This is a genomic window from Kluyvera sp. CHPC 1.2972 (assembly GCF_036759925.1).
Taxonomy (GTDB): domain Bacteria; phylum Pseudomonadota; class Gammaproteobacteria; order Enterobacterales; family Enterobacteriaceae; genus Kluyvera.
In genome coordinates this window covers 19,990-37,384 of the sequence record NZ_JAPKIB010000006.1, presented here as the reverse complement: position 1 = coordinate 37,384, position 17,395 = coordinate 19,990, and the positions used below count along the sequence as shown (strand labels likewise).

General features: G+C 52.8%; 15 protein-coding genes. 12 read left to right on the top strand and 3 right to left on the bottom strand.

Going from position 1 to position 17,395, the window contains the following annotated elements; genetic code table 11:
* Nucleotides 1–108: 108 nt before the first annotated feature.
* The 3 genes from dapD to map all read right to left on the bottom strand — a co-directional run bounded on the left by dapD (nucleotide 109) and on the right by map (nucleotide 4,497).
* A complete protein-coding gene (gene dapD / locus V6944_RS11765) occupies nucleotides 109–933 on the bottom strand; it encodes a 2,3,4,5-tetrahydropyridine-2,6-dicarboxylate N-succinyltransferase (protein ID WP_004872026.1) in 825 nt (274 codons plus the stop codon).
* 33 nt (nucleotides 934–966) lie between these two features.
* Nucleotides 967–3,639, bottom strand: a complete 2,673-nt coding sequence (gene glnD, locus V6944_RS11760; protein ID WP_333499078.1) for a bifunctional uridylyltransferase/uridylyl-removing protein GlnD — start codon at nucleotides 3,637–3,639, stop codon at nucleotides 967–969.
* Between the two features lie 63 nt (nucleotides 3,640–3,702).
* Nucleotides 3,703–4,497, bottom strand: coding sequence for a type I methionyl aminopeptidase (map, locus tag V6944_RS11755; RefSeq protein WP_333495932.1), 795 nt, complete (start codon nucleotides 4,495–4,497; stop codon nucleotides 3,703–3,705).
* A gap of 330 nt (nucleotides 4,498–4,827) precedes the next feature.
* Here map and rpsB point away from each other — a divergent pair, with 330 nt between their 5' ends.
* The 12 genes from rpsB (at nucleotide 4,828) to fabZ (ending at nucleotide 17,395) form a co-directional block, all read left to right on the top strand.
* Complete coding sequence (rpsB, locus tag V6944_RS11750) at nucleotides 4,828–5,553, top strand: 30S ribosomal protein S2 (protein WP_185669223.1); 726 nt, start codon at nucleotides 4,828–4,830, stop codon at nucleotides 5,551–5,553.
* 136 nt (nucleotides 5,554–5,689) lie between these two features.
* On the top strand, nucleotides 5,690–6,541 hold the full coding sequence (tsf, locus tag V6944_RS11745; protein WP_333499077.1) for a translation elongation factor Ts: 852 nt from the start codon (nucleotides 5,690–5,692) through the stop codon (nucleotides 6,539–6,541).
* Nucleotides 6,542–6,707: 166 nt separating this feature from the next.
* Nucleotides 6,708–7,433: a UMP kinase gene (pyrH, locus tag V6944_RS11740; RefSeq protein ID WP_185669221.1), complete on the top strand. Its 726-nt coding sequence runs from the start codon at nucleotides 6,708–6,710 to the stop codon at nucleotides 7,431–7,433.
* Nucleotides 7,434–7,584: 151 nt separating this feature from the next.
* On the top strand, nucleotides 7,585–8,142 hold the full coding sequence (gene frr / locus V6944_RS11735; protein WP_035891962.1) for a ribosome recycling factor: 558 nt from the start codon (nucleotides 7,585–7,587) through the stop codon (nucleotides 8,140–8,142).
* 181 nt (nucleotides 8,143–8,323) lie between these two features.
* Nucleotides 8,324–9,520, top strand: a complete 1,197-nt coding sequence (gene ispC / locus V6944_RS11730; protein ID WP_333499076.1) for a 1-deoxy-D-xylulose-5-phosphate reductoisomerase — start codon at nucleotides 8,324–8,326, stop codon at nucleotides 9,518–9,520.
* A gap of 236 nt (nucleotides 9,521–9,756) precedes the next feature.
* On the top strand, nucleotides 9,757–10,515 hold the full coding sequence (gene ispU / locus V6944_RS11725) for a (2E,6E)-farnesyl-diphosphate-specific ditrans,polycis-undecaprenyl-diphosphate synthase (RefSeq protein WP_333499075.1): 759 nt from the start codon (nucleotides 9,757–9,759) through the stop codon (nucleotides 10,513–10,515).
* A gap of 12 nt (nucleotides 10,516–10,527) precedes the next feature.
* Nucleotides 10,528–11,385 carry a phosphatidate cytidylyltransferase gene (gene cdsA / locus V6944_RS11720; RefSeq protein ID WP_333499074.1) on the top strand — a complete coding sequence of 286 codons (858 nt, stop codon included), beginning with the start codon at nucleotides 10,528–10,530 and terminating at the stop codon, nucleotides 11,383–11,385.
* Nucleotides 11,386–11,396: 11 nt separating this feature from the next.
* The gene (gene rseP / locus V6944_RS11715) at nucleotides 11,397–12,749 is read left to right on the top strand and encodes a sigma E protease regulator RseP (RefSeq protein WP_333499073.1); all 1,353 of its coding nucleotides are present in this window, start codon (nucleotides 11,397–11,399) and stop codon (nucleotides 12,747–12,749) included.
* A 31-nt stretch (nucleotides 12,750–12,780) separates the two neighbouring features.
* Nucleotides 12,781–15,195 carry an outer membrane protein assembly factor BamA gene (gene bamA / locus V6944_RS11710; RefSeq protein ID WP_333499072.1) on the top strand — a complete coding sequence of 805 codons (2,415 nt, stop codon included), beginning with the start codon at nucleotides 12,781–12,783 and terminating at the stop codon, nucleotides 15,193–15,195.
* A gap of 126 nt (nucleotides 15,196–15,321) precedes the next feature.
* On the top strand, nucleotides 15,322–15,807 hold the full coding sequence (skp, locus tag V6944_RS11705; protein WP_333499071.1) for a molecular chaperone Skp: 486 nt from the start codon (nucleotides 15,322–15,324) through the stop codon (nucleotides 15,805–15,807).
* Nucleotides 15,808–15,810: 3 nt separating this feature from the next.
* Entirely contained in the window at nucleotides 15,811–16,836 is a 1,026-nt protein-coding gene (gene lpxD / locus V6944_RS11700; protein WP_333499070.1) for a UDP-3-O-(3-hydroxymyristoyl)glucosamine N-acyltransferase, read from the top strand.
* Nucleotides 16,837–16,939: 103 nt separating this feature from the next.
* A complete protein-coding gene (gene fabZ / locus V6944_RS11695; RefSeq protein WP_004145858.1) occupies nucleotides 16,940–17,395 on the top strand; it encodes a 3-hydroxyacyl-ACP dehydratase FabZ in 456 nt (151 codons plus the stop codon).

Here is a 17,395-nt window from a genome sequence, read left to right as displayed (position 1 = left end):
AGCGGTACCCCTGATCTAAATTAACTATTGAATAATTAACGAAAAAATCTATTTCCGCCAGCTTAAGAATAAAAAAAAGCGGGGTTGCCCCCGCTTTTTCGCATCTTATTAATCGATAGTACGCAGTAGCTCGTTGATGCCCACTTTACCGCGGGTTTTGGCGTCTACTTTTTTCACAATCACCGCGCAGTACAGGCTGTACTTGCCGTCTTTGGATGGCAGGTTGCCGGAAACGACAACGGAGCCCGCCGGTACGCGGCCGTAGAATACTTCGCCGGTTTCGCGATCGTAGATTTTGGTACTCTGACCCAGGTACACGCCCATGGAGATAACAGAGCCTTCTTCCACGATAACGCCTTCAACGACTTCGGAGCGTGCGCCGATGAAGCAGTTGTCTTCGATGATGGTTGGGTTCGCCTGCAGTGGCTCCAGTACGCCACCGATGCCGACGCCGCCGGACAGGTGAACGTTTTTGCCGATCTGCGCGCAAGAACCTACGGTCGCCCAGGTATCCACCATGGAACCTTCGTCAACGTAAGCACCGATGTTCACGTAGGATGGCATCAGCACGGTGTTGCGAGCGATGAATGCGCCCTGACGAACGGCTGCCGGTGGTACCACGCGGAAACCTTCTTTCTGGAAACGCGCTTCGTCGTAGTCAGCGAATTTCATTGGTACTTTATCGAAGTAGCGGCTTTCCGCACCGTCGATAACCTGGTTATCGTTAATACGGAAAGAGAGCAGAACCGCTTTCTTCAGCCATTGGTGAGTCACCCACTGACCGTCAATCTTTTCAGCGACACGCAGCGCGCCGGAATCCAGCAGGGAAATCACCTGGTTAACCGCTTCGCGGGTTACGGTATCCACATTTGCCGGCGTGATGTCGGCGCGACGCTCAAAAGCGGACTCAATAACGTTCTGTAATTGCTGCATTGTTTACTCTTTCCATTTACTTAAAAAAATACGTCACCCTTTATCGTTTGGATTGAGGGCTGCTGTCAACCGTTGTTGCACTTCTTGCTGGAGCACATTATTAAGCGCACGCCGGTCGGCGGTGGCGATTATAAATAAATCTTCTACTCGTTCACCAATTGTCGTAATTCTCGCCCCGTGGAGCGAGATCCCGAGGTCGGCAAACACCTGGCCGACGCGAGCGAGCAGGCCGGGTTGGTCGAGCGCGATAAGCTCGAGGAATGATTTTCGGTCGGTGTGGGTCGGCAGGAAATTGACCTCGGTATCGACCGAGAAGTGGCGCAGTTTTGCTGCCTGACGACGGGGCTGCGGTGGCTGCCAGCTGCGTTGGGTAATCGCCTGTTCCAGCCCAAAGCGGATGGCTTCGTGACGGTCGCCGGAGAGCGGGCTGCCGTCTGGCTCAAGGACGATAAAGGAGTCCATCGCCATACCGTCGCGGGTGGTGAAAATCTGCGCGTCATGGACGCTAAGGTTGCGGCGGTCAAGCTCGGCGCACACGGCGGCAAACAGATAGGGGCGGTCCGGGCTCCAGATAAAGATCTCCGTACCGCCTCGGGTGGCCTGTGGACTGAGTAGGATCATCGGCTGCGTCAGATCGTGCTTCAGCAGATGGCGGGCATGCCACGCAAGCTGGTTCGGCGTATGGCGCACAAAGTAGTTGGCGCGACAGCGATTCCAGATTTGGTGCAGCGCTTCTTCGTTGATGTTGTCCATACGCAGCAACGCCAGCGCCTGCATTTGATGATGACGAACGCGTTCGCGCATATCCGGCGTGTTCTGCATCCCACGACGTAGCTGTTTCTCGGTGGCGAAGTAAAGCTCGCGCAGCAGGCTCTGCTTCCAGCTATTCCACAAGGTTTCGTTGGTGGCGCAGATATCGGCAACCGTCAGGCATACCAGGAAGCGCAGGCGATGCTCGGTCTGCACCTCTTCGGCAAACTGTTTAATCACTTCTGGATCCTGAATATCGCGACGCTGGGCAGTGACCGACATCAGCAGATGCTGACGTACCAGCCAGGCGACCAGTTGGGTTTCTCGCGAGTTAAGACCGTGCAGCTCGGCGAACTTCAGGACATCCTGCGCGCCGAGAATGGAGTGGTCACCGCCGCGCCCTTTAGCGATATCATGAAACAGGGCGGCAATTAAAATAAGCTCTGGATGATTCAGCCGTGGCCAGAGATCGACGCACAACGGATGGCGCGGGCGTGTCTCTTCGTGGGCAAAGCTCTCAAGCTTGAGCATCACGCGAATCGTGTGTTCATCCACGGTGTAGGCGTGGAACAGGTCAAACTGCATCTGACCGACGATATAGGACCACTGTGGCATATAGGCCCACAGCACGCTGTGACGGTGCATCGGCAGCAAGCCACGACTGACGGCGCCCTGGTGACGAAGCATGCTCAGGAACAGCTCACGTGCTTCCGGGATGTAGCACAATGGCTGGCTAAGGTGGCGACGCGCATGACGTAGATGGCGCAGCGTGGTCGAGTAAATACCGGTAATGCTGCTGTTACGCACCATGATGTGGAACATGCGCAGAATGGCCTGCGGCTCACGGACGAACAGGGTGTCGTCGCGTAGATCGATAAGCGTGCCGCGCAGCTGGAAGTCATCGTCAATCGCCCGCGGCTTTTCGTCTTCGGTGAGCGCGAGGATCGCCTCATCGAAAAGCTGCAGCAGCATGTGATTCAGCTCGCCGACGCGGCGGGTGACGCGATAGAAATCCTTCATCATGTGTTCGATCGGCTGGTTGCCTTCGCCTTCGTACTTCAGGCGGCGGGCTACGCTAAACTGGCGGTCGAACAGCAGGCGGTTGTCATAGCGATTGAGTTCAAGGTGCAGGGCAAAACGGATACGCCATAGTAGGTGCAGGCACTCGTTCAGCTCGTTACGCTCCGCTTCAGTCAGGAAGCCGAAGCTCACCATTTCATCGAGTGATGTCGCGCCGAAGTGGCGGCGGGCGACCCACTGAATGGTGTGGATATCGCGCAAGCCGCCGGGGCTGCTTTTAATGTCCGGTTCGAGGTTGTAACTAGTGCCATGATAGCGCTGGTGGCGCGCTTCCTGCTCGGCGACTTTGGCCGGGAAGAAGTTTGCCGACGGCCAGAAGCCCTCGCTGAAGATATGTTTCTGCAGCTCAAGGAACAGCGCAACGTCGCCAATCAGCAGGCGTGACTCAATCAGGTTGGTGGCGACGGTGAGGTCCGATAGCCCTTCCAGCAGACACTCTTCCAGTGTTCGCACGCTGTGGCCCACTTCCAGCTTAATGTCCCAGAGCAGCGTCAGCAGTTCACCAATTTTTTGCGCCTGCTCATCGGGCAGCTTTTTACGGCTTAAAATCAGTAGGTCAACATCGGAAAGGGGGTGCAGTTCGCCGCGACCGTAGCCGCCGACGGCAACCAGCGCCGTATCTTCCACGGGACCAAAACCGTACAGCAGCCACAGGCGTTGCAGCAGTTGGTCGATAAACTCGGTGCGCGCTTCAATCAATTGCTCGGCAGAGATGCCTTCGTCAAAGGCAACGCCCAGCCAGCGCTGAAACTCATCGAGCCGGTTTTTGATATCGGTGCAGTTCAAACTGGCTTCGGGCCAGTCGACCGGATTCTCCGGCTGACCGGGCAGGGCAGGGAGAATGGTACAAGCCAGTTCAGGTATGGAATTACTCATCGCGCGCCGCCCATAAGAAAAAACTATCACCCATAAAAAAAGCCGGCATTCGCCGGCTTTTCGTTATTCGTTGTGCGAGATTATCGCCGGGATGGTGTCATCCTTGCGTAACGTCAGTATTTCGCAGCCGTTGTCTGTCACCACAATAGTATGCTCGTACTGCGCAGACAAGCTTCGGTCTTTGGTTTTTACCGTCCAGCCGTCTTTCATGGTGCGGATCTCTTTCTTACCCGCGTTCACCATCGGTTCGATAGTGAAGGTCATGCCCTGTTTTAGGACCACGTCGGTTTCACGAGAGTCATAGTGCAATACCTGCGGCTCTTCATGGAAGCCGCGGCCAATGCCGTGACCGCAGTATTCGCGCACGACGGAGAAGCCTTCCGCTTCCACAAACTTCTGGATAGCGGCGCCGATTTCGCGCAGGTTCACGCCCGGTTTCACCATTTTCAGCGCGACGTAGAGGCTTTCCTGAGTCACACGGCACAGACGCTCGCCCAGAATGGTTGGTTTACCGACGATAAACATTTTGGAGGTGTCACCGTGGAACTCGTCTTTGATGACCGTGACGTCGATGTTGACGATGTCGCCGTCTTTCAGGTGTTTTTCGTCATCCGGAATACCGTGGCATACCACTTCATTAATGGAGATGCAGACGGATTTTGGGAAACCGTGGTAGTTCAAACAGGCGGAGATGGCTTTCTGCTCGTTGACGATATAGTCATTGCAGATGCGGTCCAGTTCGCCAGTAGTCACGCCAGGCTTCACGTACGGTTCGATCATTTCCAGCACTTCAGCGGCCAGACGGCCGGCAACGCGCATTTTTTCAATATCTTCAGGGGTCTTAATAGAAATCGCCATGGAATATGTCCATCAGTGTCGATTTTTTCGACAATAATTGAGTATTAGTGATGTCAATGTTAACAGCCAGAAGCGTCCTGTGCCAAATTGAGAATCATTCTGAACTTCGCCTTTCGTGCCCTGCGTAATGATAACAACTGTTGGTGTCGGCATCGATTTTATGGTATAAAGCGCGCCGAACTTCCGTTCATTGTTTTGTCCGGAAGCGACAAATCTCACTTTGTGTAAATAACACACACGTATCGGCACATATTCCGGGGTGCCCTTCGGGGTCGGTAATATGGGATACGTGGAGGCATAACCCCAACTTAATCTATAGAGGTTTTAACCATGGCAACTGTTTCCATGCGCGACATGCTCAAGGCTGGTGTTCACTTCGGTCACCAGACCCGTTACTGGAACCCGAAAATGAAGCCTTTCATCTTCGGCGCTCGTAACAAAGTTCACATCATCAACCTTGAGAAAACTGTACCAATGTTCAACGAAGCTCTGGCTGAACTGAACAAGATCTCCGCTCGTAAAGGTAAAATCCTTTTCGTTGGTACTAAGCGCGCTGCAAGCGAAGCTGTGAAAGAAGCTGCTAACAGCTGCGACCAGTTCTTCGTGAACCATCGCTGGCTGGGCGGTATGCTGACTAACTGGAAAACCGTTCGTCAGTCCATCAAACGTCTGAAAGATCTGGAAACTCAGTCTCAGGACGGTACTTTCGACAAGCTGACCAAGAAAGAAGCGCTGATGCGTACTCGTGAGCTGGCGAAACTGGAAAACAGCCTGGGCGGTATCAAAGACATGGGCGGCCTGCCGGACGCACTGTTCGTTATCGATGCTGACCATGAACACATTGCTATCAAAGAAGCGAACAACCTGGGTATTCCAGTATTCTCTATCGTTGATACCAACTCTGATCCAGATGGCGTTGATTTCGTTATCCCTGGTAACGACGATGCAATCCGTGCTGTGACCCTGTACCTGAGCGCAGTTGCTGCTACCGTTCGTGAAGGCCGTTCTTCTGATCTGGCTTCCCAGGCGGAAGAAAGCTTCGTAGAAGCTGAGTAATAAGGCACGCTCGAAAGAGCCCTTATAAACCAGGTAGTAACACGTTTGGTTAGGGGGCCTGTTTATGGCCCCCTTTTTCACTTTTAAATCTGTGCGGTTTGACGCCGGGCAGATCAAATCTTCCGAGGATTTTAGAATGGCTGAAATTACCGCTTCCCTGGTAAAAGAGCTGCGTGAGCGTACTGGCGCAGGCATGATGGATTGCAAAAAAGCCCTGACTGAAGCTAATGGCGACATCGAGCTGGCAATCGAAAACATGCGTAAATCCGGTGCTATCAAAGCAGCGAAAAAAGCAGGCAACGTTGCTGCTGACGGCGTGATCAAAACCAAAATCAATGGCAACATCGCCTTCATTCTGGAAGTTAACTGCCAGACTGACTTCGTTGCTAAAGACACCGGTTTCCAGGCATTTGCTGACAAAGTTCTGGACGCAGCTGTTGCTGGTAACATCACCGACGTTGACGTTCTGAAAGCACAGTTCGAAGAAGAACGCGTTGCGCTGGTTGCTAAAATCGGTGAGAACATCAACATCCGTCGCGTGGCTTCCCTGGAAGGCGAAGTTCTGGGTAACTACCAGCACGGCGCACGGATCGGTGTTCTGGTTGCTGCTAAAGGCGCTGACGAAGAGCTGGTTAAACAGCTGGCAATGCACGTTGCTGCAAGCAAGCCAGAATTCGTTAAACCAGAAGACGTATCCGCTGAAGTGGTAGAGAAAGAATACCAGGTACAGCTGGACATCGCGATGCAGTCTGGTAAGCCAAAAGAAATCGCAGAGAAAATGGTTGAAGGCCGCATGAAGAAATTCACCGGCGAAGTTTCTCTGACTGGCCAGCCATTCGTTATGGATCCAAGCAAGTCTGTTGGTCAGCTGCTGAAAGAGCACAACGCTGACGTAACTGGCTTCATCCGCTTCGAAGTGGGCGAAGGCATCGAGAAAGTTGAGACTGACTTCGCAGCAGAAGTTGCTGCAATGTCCAAGCAGTCTTAATTGCTGTAAAGGAGCCGCCTGAGGGCGGCTCTCTTTTGTGCGCTAAAGGTTAACGCACAAAATCGTCATGTGAGAATCAGCCAGCTCCTATAGGGACGCTCTGGCAAGGAACGCATGATGTCACCAGAATTTTTACCATCCCAATCGTGACACTCCAGGAAAGAAAATGGCTACCAACGCAAAACCTGTCTACAAACGTATTCTGCTCAAGCTTAGCGGTGAAGCATTGCAGGGGACTGAAGGCTTCGGTATTGACGCAAGTATTCTTGACCGCATGGCGCAAGAGATTAAAGAACTTGTTGAGCTGGGCATCCAGGTGGGTGTCGTCATTGGTGGTGGCAACCTGTTCCGCGGTGCGGGTCTGGCGAAAGCAGGTATGAACCGCGTTGTGGGCGACCACATGGGCATGCTGGCAACGGTAATGAATGGCCTGGCAATGCGTGACGCACTGCATCGCGCCTATGTGAACGCTCGCCTGATGTCAGCGATTCCACTGAACGGCGTTTGCGACAACTATAGCTGGGCAGAGGCCATCAGCCTGCTGCGTAATAACCGCGTCGTGATTCTGTCCGCCGGTACTGGCAACCCGTTCTTTACCACTGACTCTGCAGCCTGCCTGCGCGGCATCGAAATTGAAGCCGACGTGGTACTGAAAGCAACCAAAGTTGACGGCGTGTTCACCGCTGACCCAGCAAAAGATCCGTCTGCCACCATGTATGAGCAGCTGACCTACACCGAAGTGCTGGATAAAGAACTGAAAGTCATGGATCTAGCGGCCTTTACGCTGGCTCGTGACCACAAATTGCCAATTCGCGTATTCAACATGAATAAACCAGGCGCATTGCGTCGCGTGGTGATGGGCGAAAAAGAAGGCACTTTAATTACGGAATAATTTCCGTTGAGGCCATTTCCGGGTAAGATTCGCGTTTATCCGGCAGAATTGAGATATTCTGTGGCATGATTTAAACGAGACTATACTTAGCGCATTCATAGCAATGTGTCATTGTCTGGTCGACTGAGACTAGTTTTCAAGGATTCGTAACGTGATTAGCGATATCAGAAAAGATGCTGAAGTACGCATGGACAAATGCGTAGAAGCATTCAAAAACCAAATCAGCAAAATTCGCACGGGTCGTGCTTCTCCTAGCCTGCTGGACGGCATTGTCGTTGAGTATTACGGCACCGCTACGCCGCTGCGTCAGCTGGCAAGCGTAACCGTTGAAGATACCCGTACCCTGAAAATCAACGTATTCGACCGTTCTATGGGCCCGGCCGTTGAGAAAGCGATTATGGCGTCTGACCTCGGCTTGAACCCAAGCTCCGCCGGTACCGACATTCGCGTTCCGCTGCCTCCGCTGACCGAAGAACGTCGTAAAGACCTGACTAAAATCGTCCGTGGCGAAGCTGAACAGGCGCGCGTTTCCGTGCGTAACGTTCGTCGTGATGCGAACGATAAAGTGAAGGCGCTGCTGAAAGACAAAGAGATCAGCGAAGATGACGATCGCCGTTCTCAGGAAGACGTACAGAAACTGACTGACGTTGCTATCAAGAAAATTGAAGCGGCGCTGGCTGAGAAAGAAGCGGAACTGATGCAGTTCTAAGCTGTGTAAGTTGCGCGATGAACGCCGTACAGGAAGCATTATTGCTTTGCTGGCGGCGTTTTGCTTTTACTCGTCGTCTTTCAAGCCGCTGGTGCGTTGGCTGCGCTCATTCACCCGAACCACTTGCCGCCTTCCTGCTGCTTGAAATCCATAGAGTAAATCTATCTATCCGGAATATCTCATGAAGCAATTAACTGTCCTGGGCTCTACGGGCTCTATTGGTTGCAACACGCTGGACGTGGTGCGTCACAACCGTGAACGTTTTGCGGTAACGGCGCTGGTGGCAGGTAAAAACGTCGAGCGGATGGTTGAACAGTGCCTGGAGTTTGTCCCTCGCTATGCGGTAATGGATGATGCGAAGAGCGCTGATGCGGTGAAGCTGGCGCTGCGTGAACATGGCAGCCGTACGGAAGTGCTTTGTGGGCAGCAGGCGGCGTGTGATGTCGCAGCGCTGGATGAGGTCGATCAGGTGATGGCGGCCATCGTTGGTGCTGCGGGACTGCTGCCGACGCTCTCGGCTATTCGTGCAGGTAAAACCATCCTGCTGGCGAACAAAGAGTCGCTGGTGACCTGCGGACGCCTGTTCCTGGAGGCGGTCAAAGCGCATCGCGCGCAGCTTCTGCCGGTTGATAGTGAGCATAACGCCATCTTTCAGAGTTTACCGCAAAGCTTTCAGTCCGACTTAGGGTACGCTGACCTTGAGCAGCATGGGGTGTCATCCATTCTGCTTACCGGGTCAGGTGGTCCGTTCCGTGAGACGCCAATCAGTGAGCTCGGCGCAATGACGCCGGATCAGGCTTGCCGTCATCCAAACTGGTCGATGGGGCGTAAAATCTCCGTCGACTCGGCCACTATGATGAATAAAGGTCTGGAATACATCGAAGCCCGCTGGCTGTTCAATGCTTCAGCTAAGCAGATGGAAGTACTGATTCATCCTCAGTCGGTGATTCACTCAATGGTGCGGTACCAGGACGGCAGCGTACTGGCGCAGTTGGGTGAGCCTGATATGCGGACGCCAATCGCCAATACCATGGCGTGGCCTCATCGCGTTGTTTCTGGCGCGAAGCCGTTAGATTTCTGCAAGATGGGCGCATTAAGCTTCTCAGAACCAGATTATGCTCGCTACCCTTGCCTGAAACTGGCAATGGAAGCCTTCGAGCAGGGGCAGGCGGCAACAACGGCGCTGAACGCGGCGAACGAAGTTTCCGTGGCAGCGTTCCTTGATGGCCAAATCCGCTTTACAGATATTGCTAGCGTCAATCTGGCGGTGCTTAATCATCTTAACCACCGTGAACCACAGAACGTGGATGAGGTGCTGATGATTGATGCCAGGGCGCGTGAAGAGGCGGCAATACAGACGAAACATTTCGTCAGGTAATGAGAACCGAATCAGCATACAACCGTCGCGGTATTTGTTAGCGTCTGGCTTCAGTGATATAGTCTGCGCCACCCGATCGCAGTGCATTTTTGCTGAGTGGTTGGGAGAGCCGTGATTTAGCACGGCTTTTTTGCGAGACAAAGATACGTAAAATCATTCGGGCTTGCCTGGTGGATGGAGTGTATAGCTGTATTCCGGGGTACCACTCATCCCTTTTCATGGATTAAAAACGCGTTATGTTGTCTGCTAATCAACCAACCAGTGAGAATCAACCATCGCACGGTTGCCGTCATGTGGCGATCATTATGGATGGCAATGGTCGCTGGGCGAAAAAGCAAGGTAAGATTCGCGCCTTCGGGCATAAAGCCGGGGCGAAATCCGTGCGCCGCGCCGTCTCCTATGCGGCAAGTAACGGTATTGAAGCATTAACGCTATACGCATTCAGCAGTGAAAACTGGAATCGCCCTGAGCAAGAGGTAAGTGCGTTGATGGAGCTGTTCGTCTGGGCGCTGGACAGCGAAGTGAAAAGTCTGCACCGCCATAACGTTCGGTTGCGGATCATTGGCGATATCCGTCGGTTTAATTCGCGCCTGCAGGAGCGGATCCGCAAAGCCGAAGCGCTGACGGAAAATAATACGGGGTTAACATTGAACATCGCGGCCAACTATGGCGGTCGATGGGATATTGTTCAGGGAGTTCAGCGCTTAGCCGAACAGGTTCAGGAAGGGGAGCTCCGCCCCGATCAAATTAGTGAAGAACTGCTGTCACAGCAGATCTGCATGCATGAACTGGCTCCCGTTGATTTAGTGATTAGGACCGGGGGAGAGCATCGAATCAGTAATTTTCTTATCTGGCAAATTGCCTATGCTGAACTTTACTTTACTGATGTTCTTTGGCCCGATTTCGATGAACAAGACTTTGAAGGTGCGCTGTATGCTTTCGCTAATCGAGAGCGACGTTTCGGTGGCACTGAGCCTGGTGGCGACAAGGCCTGATGGGGGTAGCTTTTGCTGAAGTATCGCCTGATTTCTGCATTAATCTTAATACCGGTTGTTATTGCAGCCCTATTTTTGCTGCCGCCCGGCGGCTTCGCGATTGTCACGCTGGTGGTCTGTATGCTGGCGGCATGGGAATGGGGGCAATTCTGCGGTTTTACCTCACGGACACAACGCGTGTGGCTGGCGGTGCTCTGTGGCCTGTTGCTAGCGATAATGCTCTTCCTGATTCCGGAATATCATCATAACATTCACCAGCCGGTGGTTGAGACATCGCTGTGGGCCTCCCTGATTTGGTGGGTTGTCGCCTTGCTGCTGGTGCTTTCCTATCCTGGTTCCGCAACCATCTGGCGTCAATCGAAGGTGCTGCGCCTGATTTTCGGTATCGCCACAATTGTTCCTTTCTTCTGGGGCATGCTGGCACTGCGTTCCTGGCATTATGATGAAAACCACTACAGCGGCGCGCTGTGGCTGCTCTACGTGATGATTCTGGTCTGGGGAGCGGACTCCGGCGCCTATATGTTTGGCAAACTGTTTGGCAAACATAAGCTGGCACCAAAAGTCTCTCCGGGGAAAACCTGGCAAGGATTCTTCGGCGGTCTGGTGACGGCGGCAATCATTTCCTGGGCCTATGGCCAGTGGGCAAATCTGGACGTTGCCCCATCCACACTGTTAACCTGTTCCATCGTGGCAGCGCTGGCCTCCGTTTTGGGCGATCTCACTGAGAGCATGTTCAAACGCGAAGCCGGTATCAAAGATAGTGGTCACCTGATCCCCGGTCATGGTGGGATCCTTGATCGCATTGACAGCCTGACGGCGGCGGTTCCAGTCTTCGCCTGCTTGCTGCTGCTGGTTTTCAGGACGATTTAACGGATGGACTTATGCTGAGCATTCTCTGGAACCTGGCCGCATTTATTATCGCGCTAGGGATTTTGATCACCGTACATGAATTTGGTCATTTCTGGGTTGCTCGGCGCTGCGGTATCCGTGTAGAGCGCTTTTCCATTGGTTTTGGTAAAGCGCTCTGGCGCCGTGTGGATAAACGCGGCACCGAATTTGTTATCGCCCTTATCCCGCTGGGTGGCTACGTCAAAATGCTCGATGAGCGCGTTGACGCAGTGGCGCCTGAGATGCGCCATATGGCGTTTAATCACAAAACGGTTGGCCAGCGCGCCGCCGTGATTGCCGCAGGGCCTATCGCCAACTTCCTCTTTGCTATCTTCGCCTATTGGCTGGTGTTTATCATCGGCGTTCCGGCTGTTCGCCCTGTCGTTGGTGAAATAACCGCCAATTCCATCGCCGCAGAAGCACAAATTGCACCAGGCACGGAACTAAAAGCCGTCGACGGTATCGAAACGCCTGACTGGGATGCTGTACGCATGGCGTTAGTGGCGAAAATTGGTGATGACAGTACCACCCTCACCGTTGCCCCTTTCGGCAGCGACCAGCGGCAGGATAAAATCCTTAATCTGCGTCATTGGGCGTTCGAGCCGGATAAGCAAGACCCGGTCACGACGCTCGGTATTCATCCTCGTGGTGCGCAAATTGAGCCGGTGCTGGCGGAAGTGCAATCTGACTCTGCGGCGCGTAAAGCCGGTTTACAAGCAGGGGATCGGATCGTTACAGTCAACGGTCAACCGCTGACGCAGTGGATGACCTTTGTCGCTCTGGTGCGCGACAATCCAGGCAAGGCATTACCGCTAGAGATCGAAAGGCAGGGGAGTCTCTTGTCTTTAACTCTGATACCGGATACAAAACACGGTAGCGGAAAAACAGAAGGGTTTGCAGGGGTAGTACCAAAGGTTATCCCGCTGCCTGAGGAATATAAAACAGTGCGCCAGTATGGGCCGTTCAGCGCTATCGTCGAAGCCACGGAAAAAACCGGGCAGTTGATGAAGCTGACCGTCAGTATGCTGGGAAAATTGATCACCGGTGACGTCAAACTGAACAACCTCAGTGGGCCGATTTCGATCGCCCAGGGGGCTGGGATGTCTGCGGAGTATGGGTTGATTTACTACCTGATGTTTCTTGCACTCATCAGCGTGAATCTAGGCATAATCAACCTGTTCCCGCTCCCTGTATTAGATGGGGGACACTTGCTGTTTTTAGCGATTGAGAAGCTGAAAGGCGGCCCGGTATCCGAGCGAGTTCAAGACTTTAGTTATCGCATCGGCTCGATCCTGCTGATGATGTTAATGGGGCTTGCACTTTTCAATGATTTCTCTCGGTTGTAAGAGAGTTAGTTAGGAAGAACGCATAATAACGATGGCGATGAAAAAGTTGCTTATAGCGTCGCTGCTGTTTAGCAGCGCAACCGTATACGGTGCTGACGGGTTCGTAGTGAAGGACATTCATTTCGAAGGCTTGCAGCGTGTCGCTGTTGGTGCGGCCCTTCTCAGTATGCCAGTACGTCCTGGCGATACCGTCTCTGATGATGATATCAGTAACACCATTCGCGCCCTGTTTGCCACGGGCAACTTTGAGGACGTTCGCGTTCTGAGAGACGGCGATGTGTTATTGGTGCAGGTCAAAGAACGCCCAACGATCGCCAGCATCACCTTCTCCGGCAACAAGTCGGTGAAAGATGACATGTTGAAGCAGAACCTTGAGGCTTCAGGTGTCCGTGTTGGTGAATCTCTCGACCGTACAACCCTGTCCGATATCGAAAAAGGACTGGAAGATTTCTACTACAGCGTCGGTAAGTACAGCGCGAGCGTGAAGGCGGTTGTTACGCCACTGCCGCGTAACCGTGTCGACCTGAAGCTGGTCTTCCAGGAAGGGGTTTCTGCCCAGATTCAACAGATCAACATCGTCGGTAACCATGCGTTCAGTACCGAAGATCTGATCTCAACCTTCCAACTGCGTGACGAAGTGCCGTGGTGGAACGTGGTCGGCGATCGTAAATACCAGAAACAGAAGCTGGCGGGTGACCTTGAAACCCTGCGCAGCTACTATCTGGATCGCGGTTACGCCCGTTTCAACATCGATTCCACGCAGGTGAGCCTGACGCCGGACAAAAAAGGCATCTACATCACCGTTAACATCACTGAAGGCGACCAGTACAAACTCTCTGGCGTGCAGGTGACGGGTAACCTGGCAGGACATTCGGCTGAAATTGAAGGTCTGACGAAAATCCAGCCTGGCGAGCTCTATAACGGCGCGAAAGTGACCAAAATGGAAGATAACATTAAGAAACTTCTTGGTCGCTATGGCTACGCCTATCCGCGCGTACAGTCTCAGCCAGAAATCAACGACACGGATAAAACCGTTAAGCTGCATATCAACGTTGATGCGGGTAACCGTTTCTACGTGCGTAACATTCGCTTTGAAGGCAACGACACCTCGAAAGATTCCGTTCTGCGTCGCGAAATGCGCCAGATGGAAGGGGCGTGGCTGGGCGGTGATTTAGTAGACCAGGGTAAAGATCGTCTGAACCGTCTGGGCTACTTCGAAACCGTCGACACCGAAACCCAACGCGTGCCGGGCAGCCCGGATCAGGTGGATGTGGTTTACAAGGTGAAAGAGCGTAACACCGGTAGCTTCAACTTCGGTGTGGGCTACGGTACAGAAAGCGGCGTGAGCTTCCAGGCAGGCGTTCAGCAGGATAACTGGTTAGGTACCGGTTACTCTGTCGGTATTAACGGTACCAAGAACGACTACCAGACCTATACCGAGCTTTCTGTGACCAACCCGTACTTTACGGTGGATGGTGTTAGCCTTGGTGGTCGCGTCTTCTACAATGACTTTAAAGCGGATGATGCTGACCTGTCGTCTTATACCAATAAAAGTTATGGTGTAGACGGTACGCTGGGCTTCCCGATTAACGAATACAACTCACTGCGTGCGGGTCTGGGCTATGTCCACAACGACCTGTCCAATATGGAACCGCAGGTAGCGATGTGGCGTTATCTGGATTCTATCGGCCAGACGGCGGGTAAAACCAGCGATGATAATGGCTTCAGCGCCAATGACTTCACCTTTAACTACGGTTGGACATATAACAAACTTGACCGCGGTTACTTCCCGACGGACGGTTCGCGTGTCAACCTGAACGGTAAAGTGACGATTCCAGGCTCTGATAACGAGTTCTATAAAGTCACGCTGGATACGGCTTCCTACTTCCCGCTGGATGACGATCACAAGTGGGTAATTCTGGGTCGTACCAAGTGGGGTTACGGCGACGGTCTGGGCGGCAAAGAACTGCCGTTCTATGAGAACTTCTATGCCGGTGGTTCTAGCACTGTGCGTGGCTTCCAGTCCAACACCATCGGCCCGAAAGCGGTCTATTATGGTGCCCCTGGATTGGATAACTGTGATCAGAAGAGTGGTCCAGATAGTTATTGTAAATCTGATGATGCTGTCGGCGGCAACGCCATGGGTGTGGCCAGCCTTGAGCTGATCGTCCCAACGCCGTTTATCAGCGATAAATACGCAAACTCGGTGCGTACTTCGTTCTTCTGGGATGCGGGTACCGTTTGGGATACCAATTGGAACCCTTCAGGGCTTCCGAGCAACATCCCAGACTACAGCGATCCGAGCAATATCCGTATGTCCGCGGGTATCGCATTACAATGGATGTCCCCATTAGGGCCGTTGGTCTTCTCCTACGCCCAGCCGTATAAGAAATACGAGGGAGACAAATCCGAGCAGTTCCAGTTTAACATTGGTAAAACCTGGTAATTGCTCTTTGCAAAGGAATGCAAGTTCAGTGTAGTTTTGCTGGCATTAGGCGATAGCGTCAAGGTGGCTTCGGCCACCAAAAGAACAGTACCCTCGGGTACATATGGGATGGTAAGGAGTATTATTGTGAAAAAGTGGTTAGTCGCTGCAGGTCTGGGTTTAGCAATGGCTGCATCTGCTCAAGCAGCAGACAAAATTGCAATTGTTAATATGGGTAGCCTGTTCCAGCAAGTTGCACAGAAAACGGGCGTTTCCAGCACCCTGGAAAACGAATTCAAAGGCCGTGCTGGCGAACTTCAGCGCATGGAAGGTGACCTGCAGTCTAAAATGCAGCGTCTGCAGTCTATGAAAGCTGGTGCCGATCGCACCAAGCTGGAAAAAGACATCGCTTCCCAGCGTCAGACTTTCTCCCAGAAAGCGCAGTCCTTTGAACAGGACCGTCAGCGTCGTACCAACGAAGAACGTGGCAAACTGGTTACTCGTATCCAGACTGCTGTGAAATCCGTTGCTGCCAGCCAGAGCATTGATCTGGTTGTTGATGCTAACGCCGTTGCATTCAACAGCAGCGATGTAAAAGACATCACCGCTGATGTACTGAAACAGGTTAAATAAGTAATGCCTTCAATTCGACTGGCTGACTTAGCTCAGCAGTTGGATGCGGAATTACACGGTGATGGCGATATCGTCATCACCGCTGTCGCGTCCATGCAATCCGCTAAAGCGGGTCAAATCACGTTCCTGGTTAACCCCAAGTACCGTGATCACCTGTCTGCGTGCGAAGCGTCGGCGATTGTCCTGACGCAAGAATTACTGCCTTTTGCCAAAGGCGCTGCGCTGGTAGTGAAGAATCCCTACCTGACTTACGCACGTATGGCTCAAATTTTAGATACCACGCCACAGCCGGCGCAGGATATCGCTCCGAGTGCGGTCATTAGTCCGTCGGCAGTACTCGGCAACAACGTCTCCATCGGTGCGAATGCGGTGATTGAGTCTGACGTTGTGCTGGGCGATAACGTTGTGATTGGGGCGGGGTGTTTCGTTGGTAAAAAAACGAAAATTGGCGCAGGTTCACGTCTGTGGGCTAACGTCACTATTTACCACGAAGTCGAGATCGGTGAGAATTGCCTGATCCAATCCAGCACCGTGATCGGCGCGGATGGTTTCGGTTATGCCAACGATCGCGGTAACTGGGTGAAGATCCCTCAGCTTGGTCGCGTCATTATTGGCGATCGTGTAGAGATCGGCGCCTGTACGACGATCGACCGCGGTGCGCTTGATGACACGCAGATCGGCAACGGCGTTATCATTGATAACCAGTGCCAGATTGCGCACAACGTGGTGATTGGCGACAATACCGCGGTTGCAGGCGGTGTTATCATGGCCGGCAGCCTGAAAATTGGTCGTTATTGCATGATTGGCGGTGCCAGCGTCATCAACGGCCATATGGAAATTTGCGACAAAGTGACAGTAACCGGTATGGGCATGGTCATGCGTCCTATTACCGAACCCGGCGTTTACTCGTCAGGTATCCCGCTCCAGCCTAACAAGGCATGGCGCAAAACTGCCGCATTGGTGATGAATATTGATGAAATGAGCAAGCGTCTCAAAGCTGTTGAACGCAAGCTTGATAATCAAGACTAATTTTCATCTGTATCGCATGATACTTTCCGGCCTGTCGGCATTCTTGTAATCCGGCAGGCCGTGTTATTATTGCCCCTTAGTATATTTTGACAGGAAGAGTATTTTGACAACTGACACTCATACTCTGCACATTGAAGAGATTTTAGAACTTCTGCCGCACCGCTACCCGTTCTTACTGGTAGACCGCGTGCTGGATTTTGAAGAAGGTCGTTTTCTGCGCGCAGTGAAAAATGTTTCCGTAAATGAGCCGTTTTTCCAGGGCCACTTCCCTGGCAAACCGATTTTACCGGGCGTGCTGATTCTGGAAGCAATGGCGCAGGCAACAGGTATTCTGGCGTTTAAAAGCGTTGGTAAACTGGAGCCGGGCGAGCTGTACTACTTTGCTGGCATCGACGAAGCGCGCTTCAAGCGTCCTGTTGTGCCTGGCGATCAGATGATTATGGAAGTCACCTTCGAGAAAACTCGCCGTGGCCTGACTCGCTTTAAAGGCGTTGCGCTGGTCGACGGTAAAGTGGTTTGCGAAGCGACGATGATGTGTGCGCGTAGCCGGGAGGCCTGA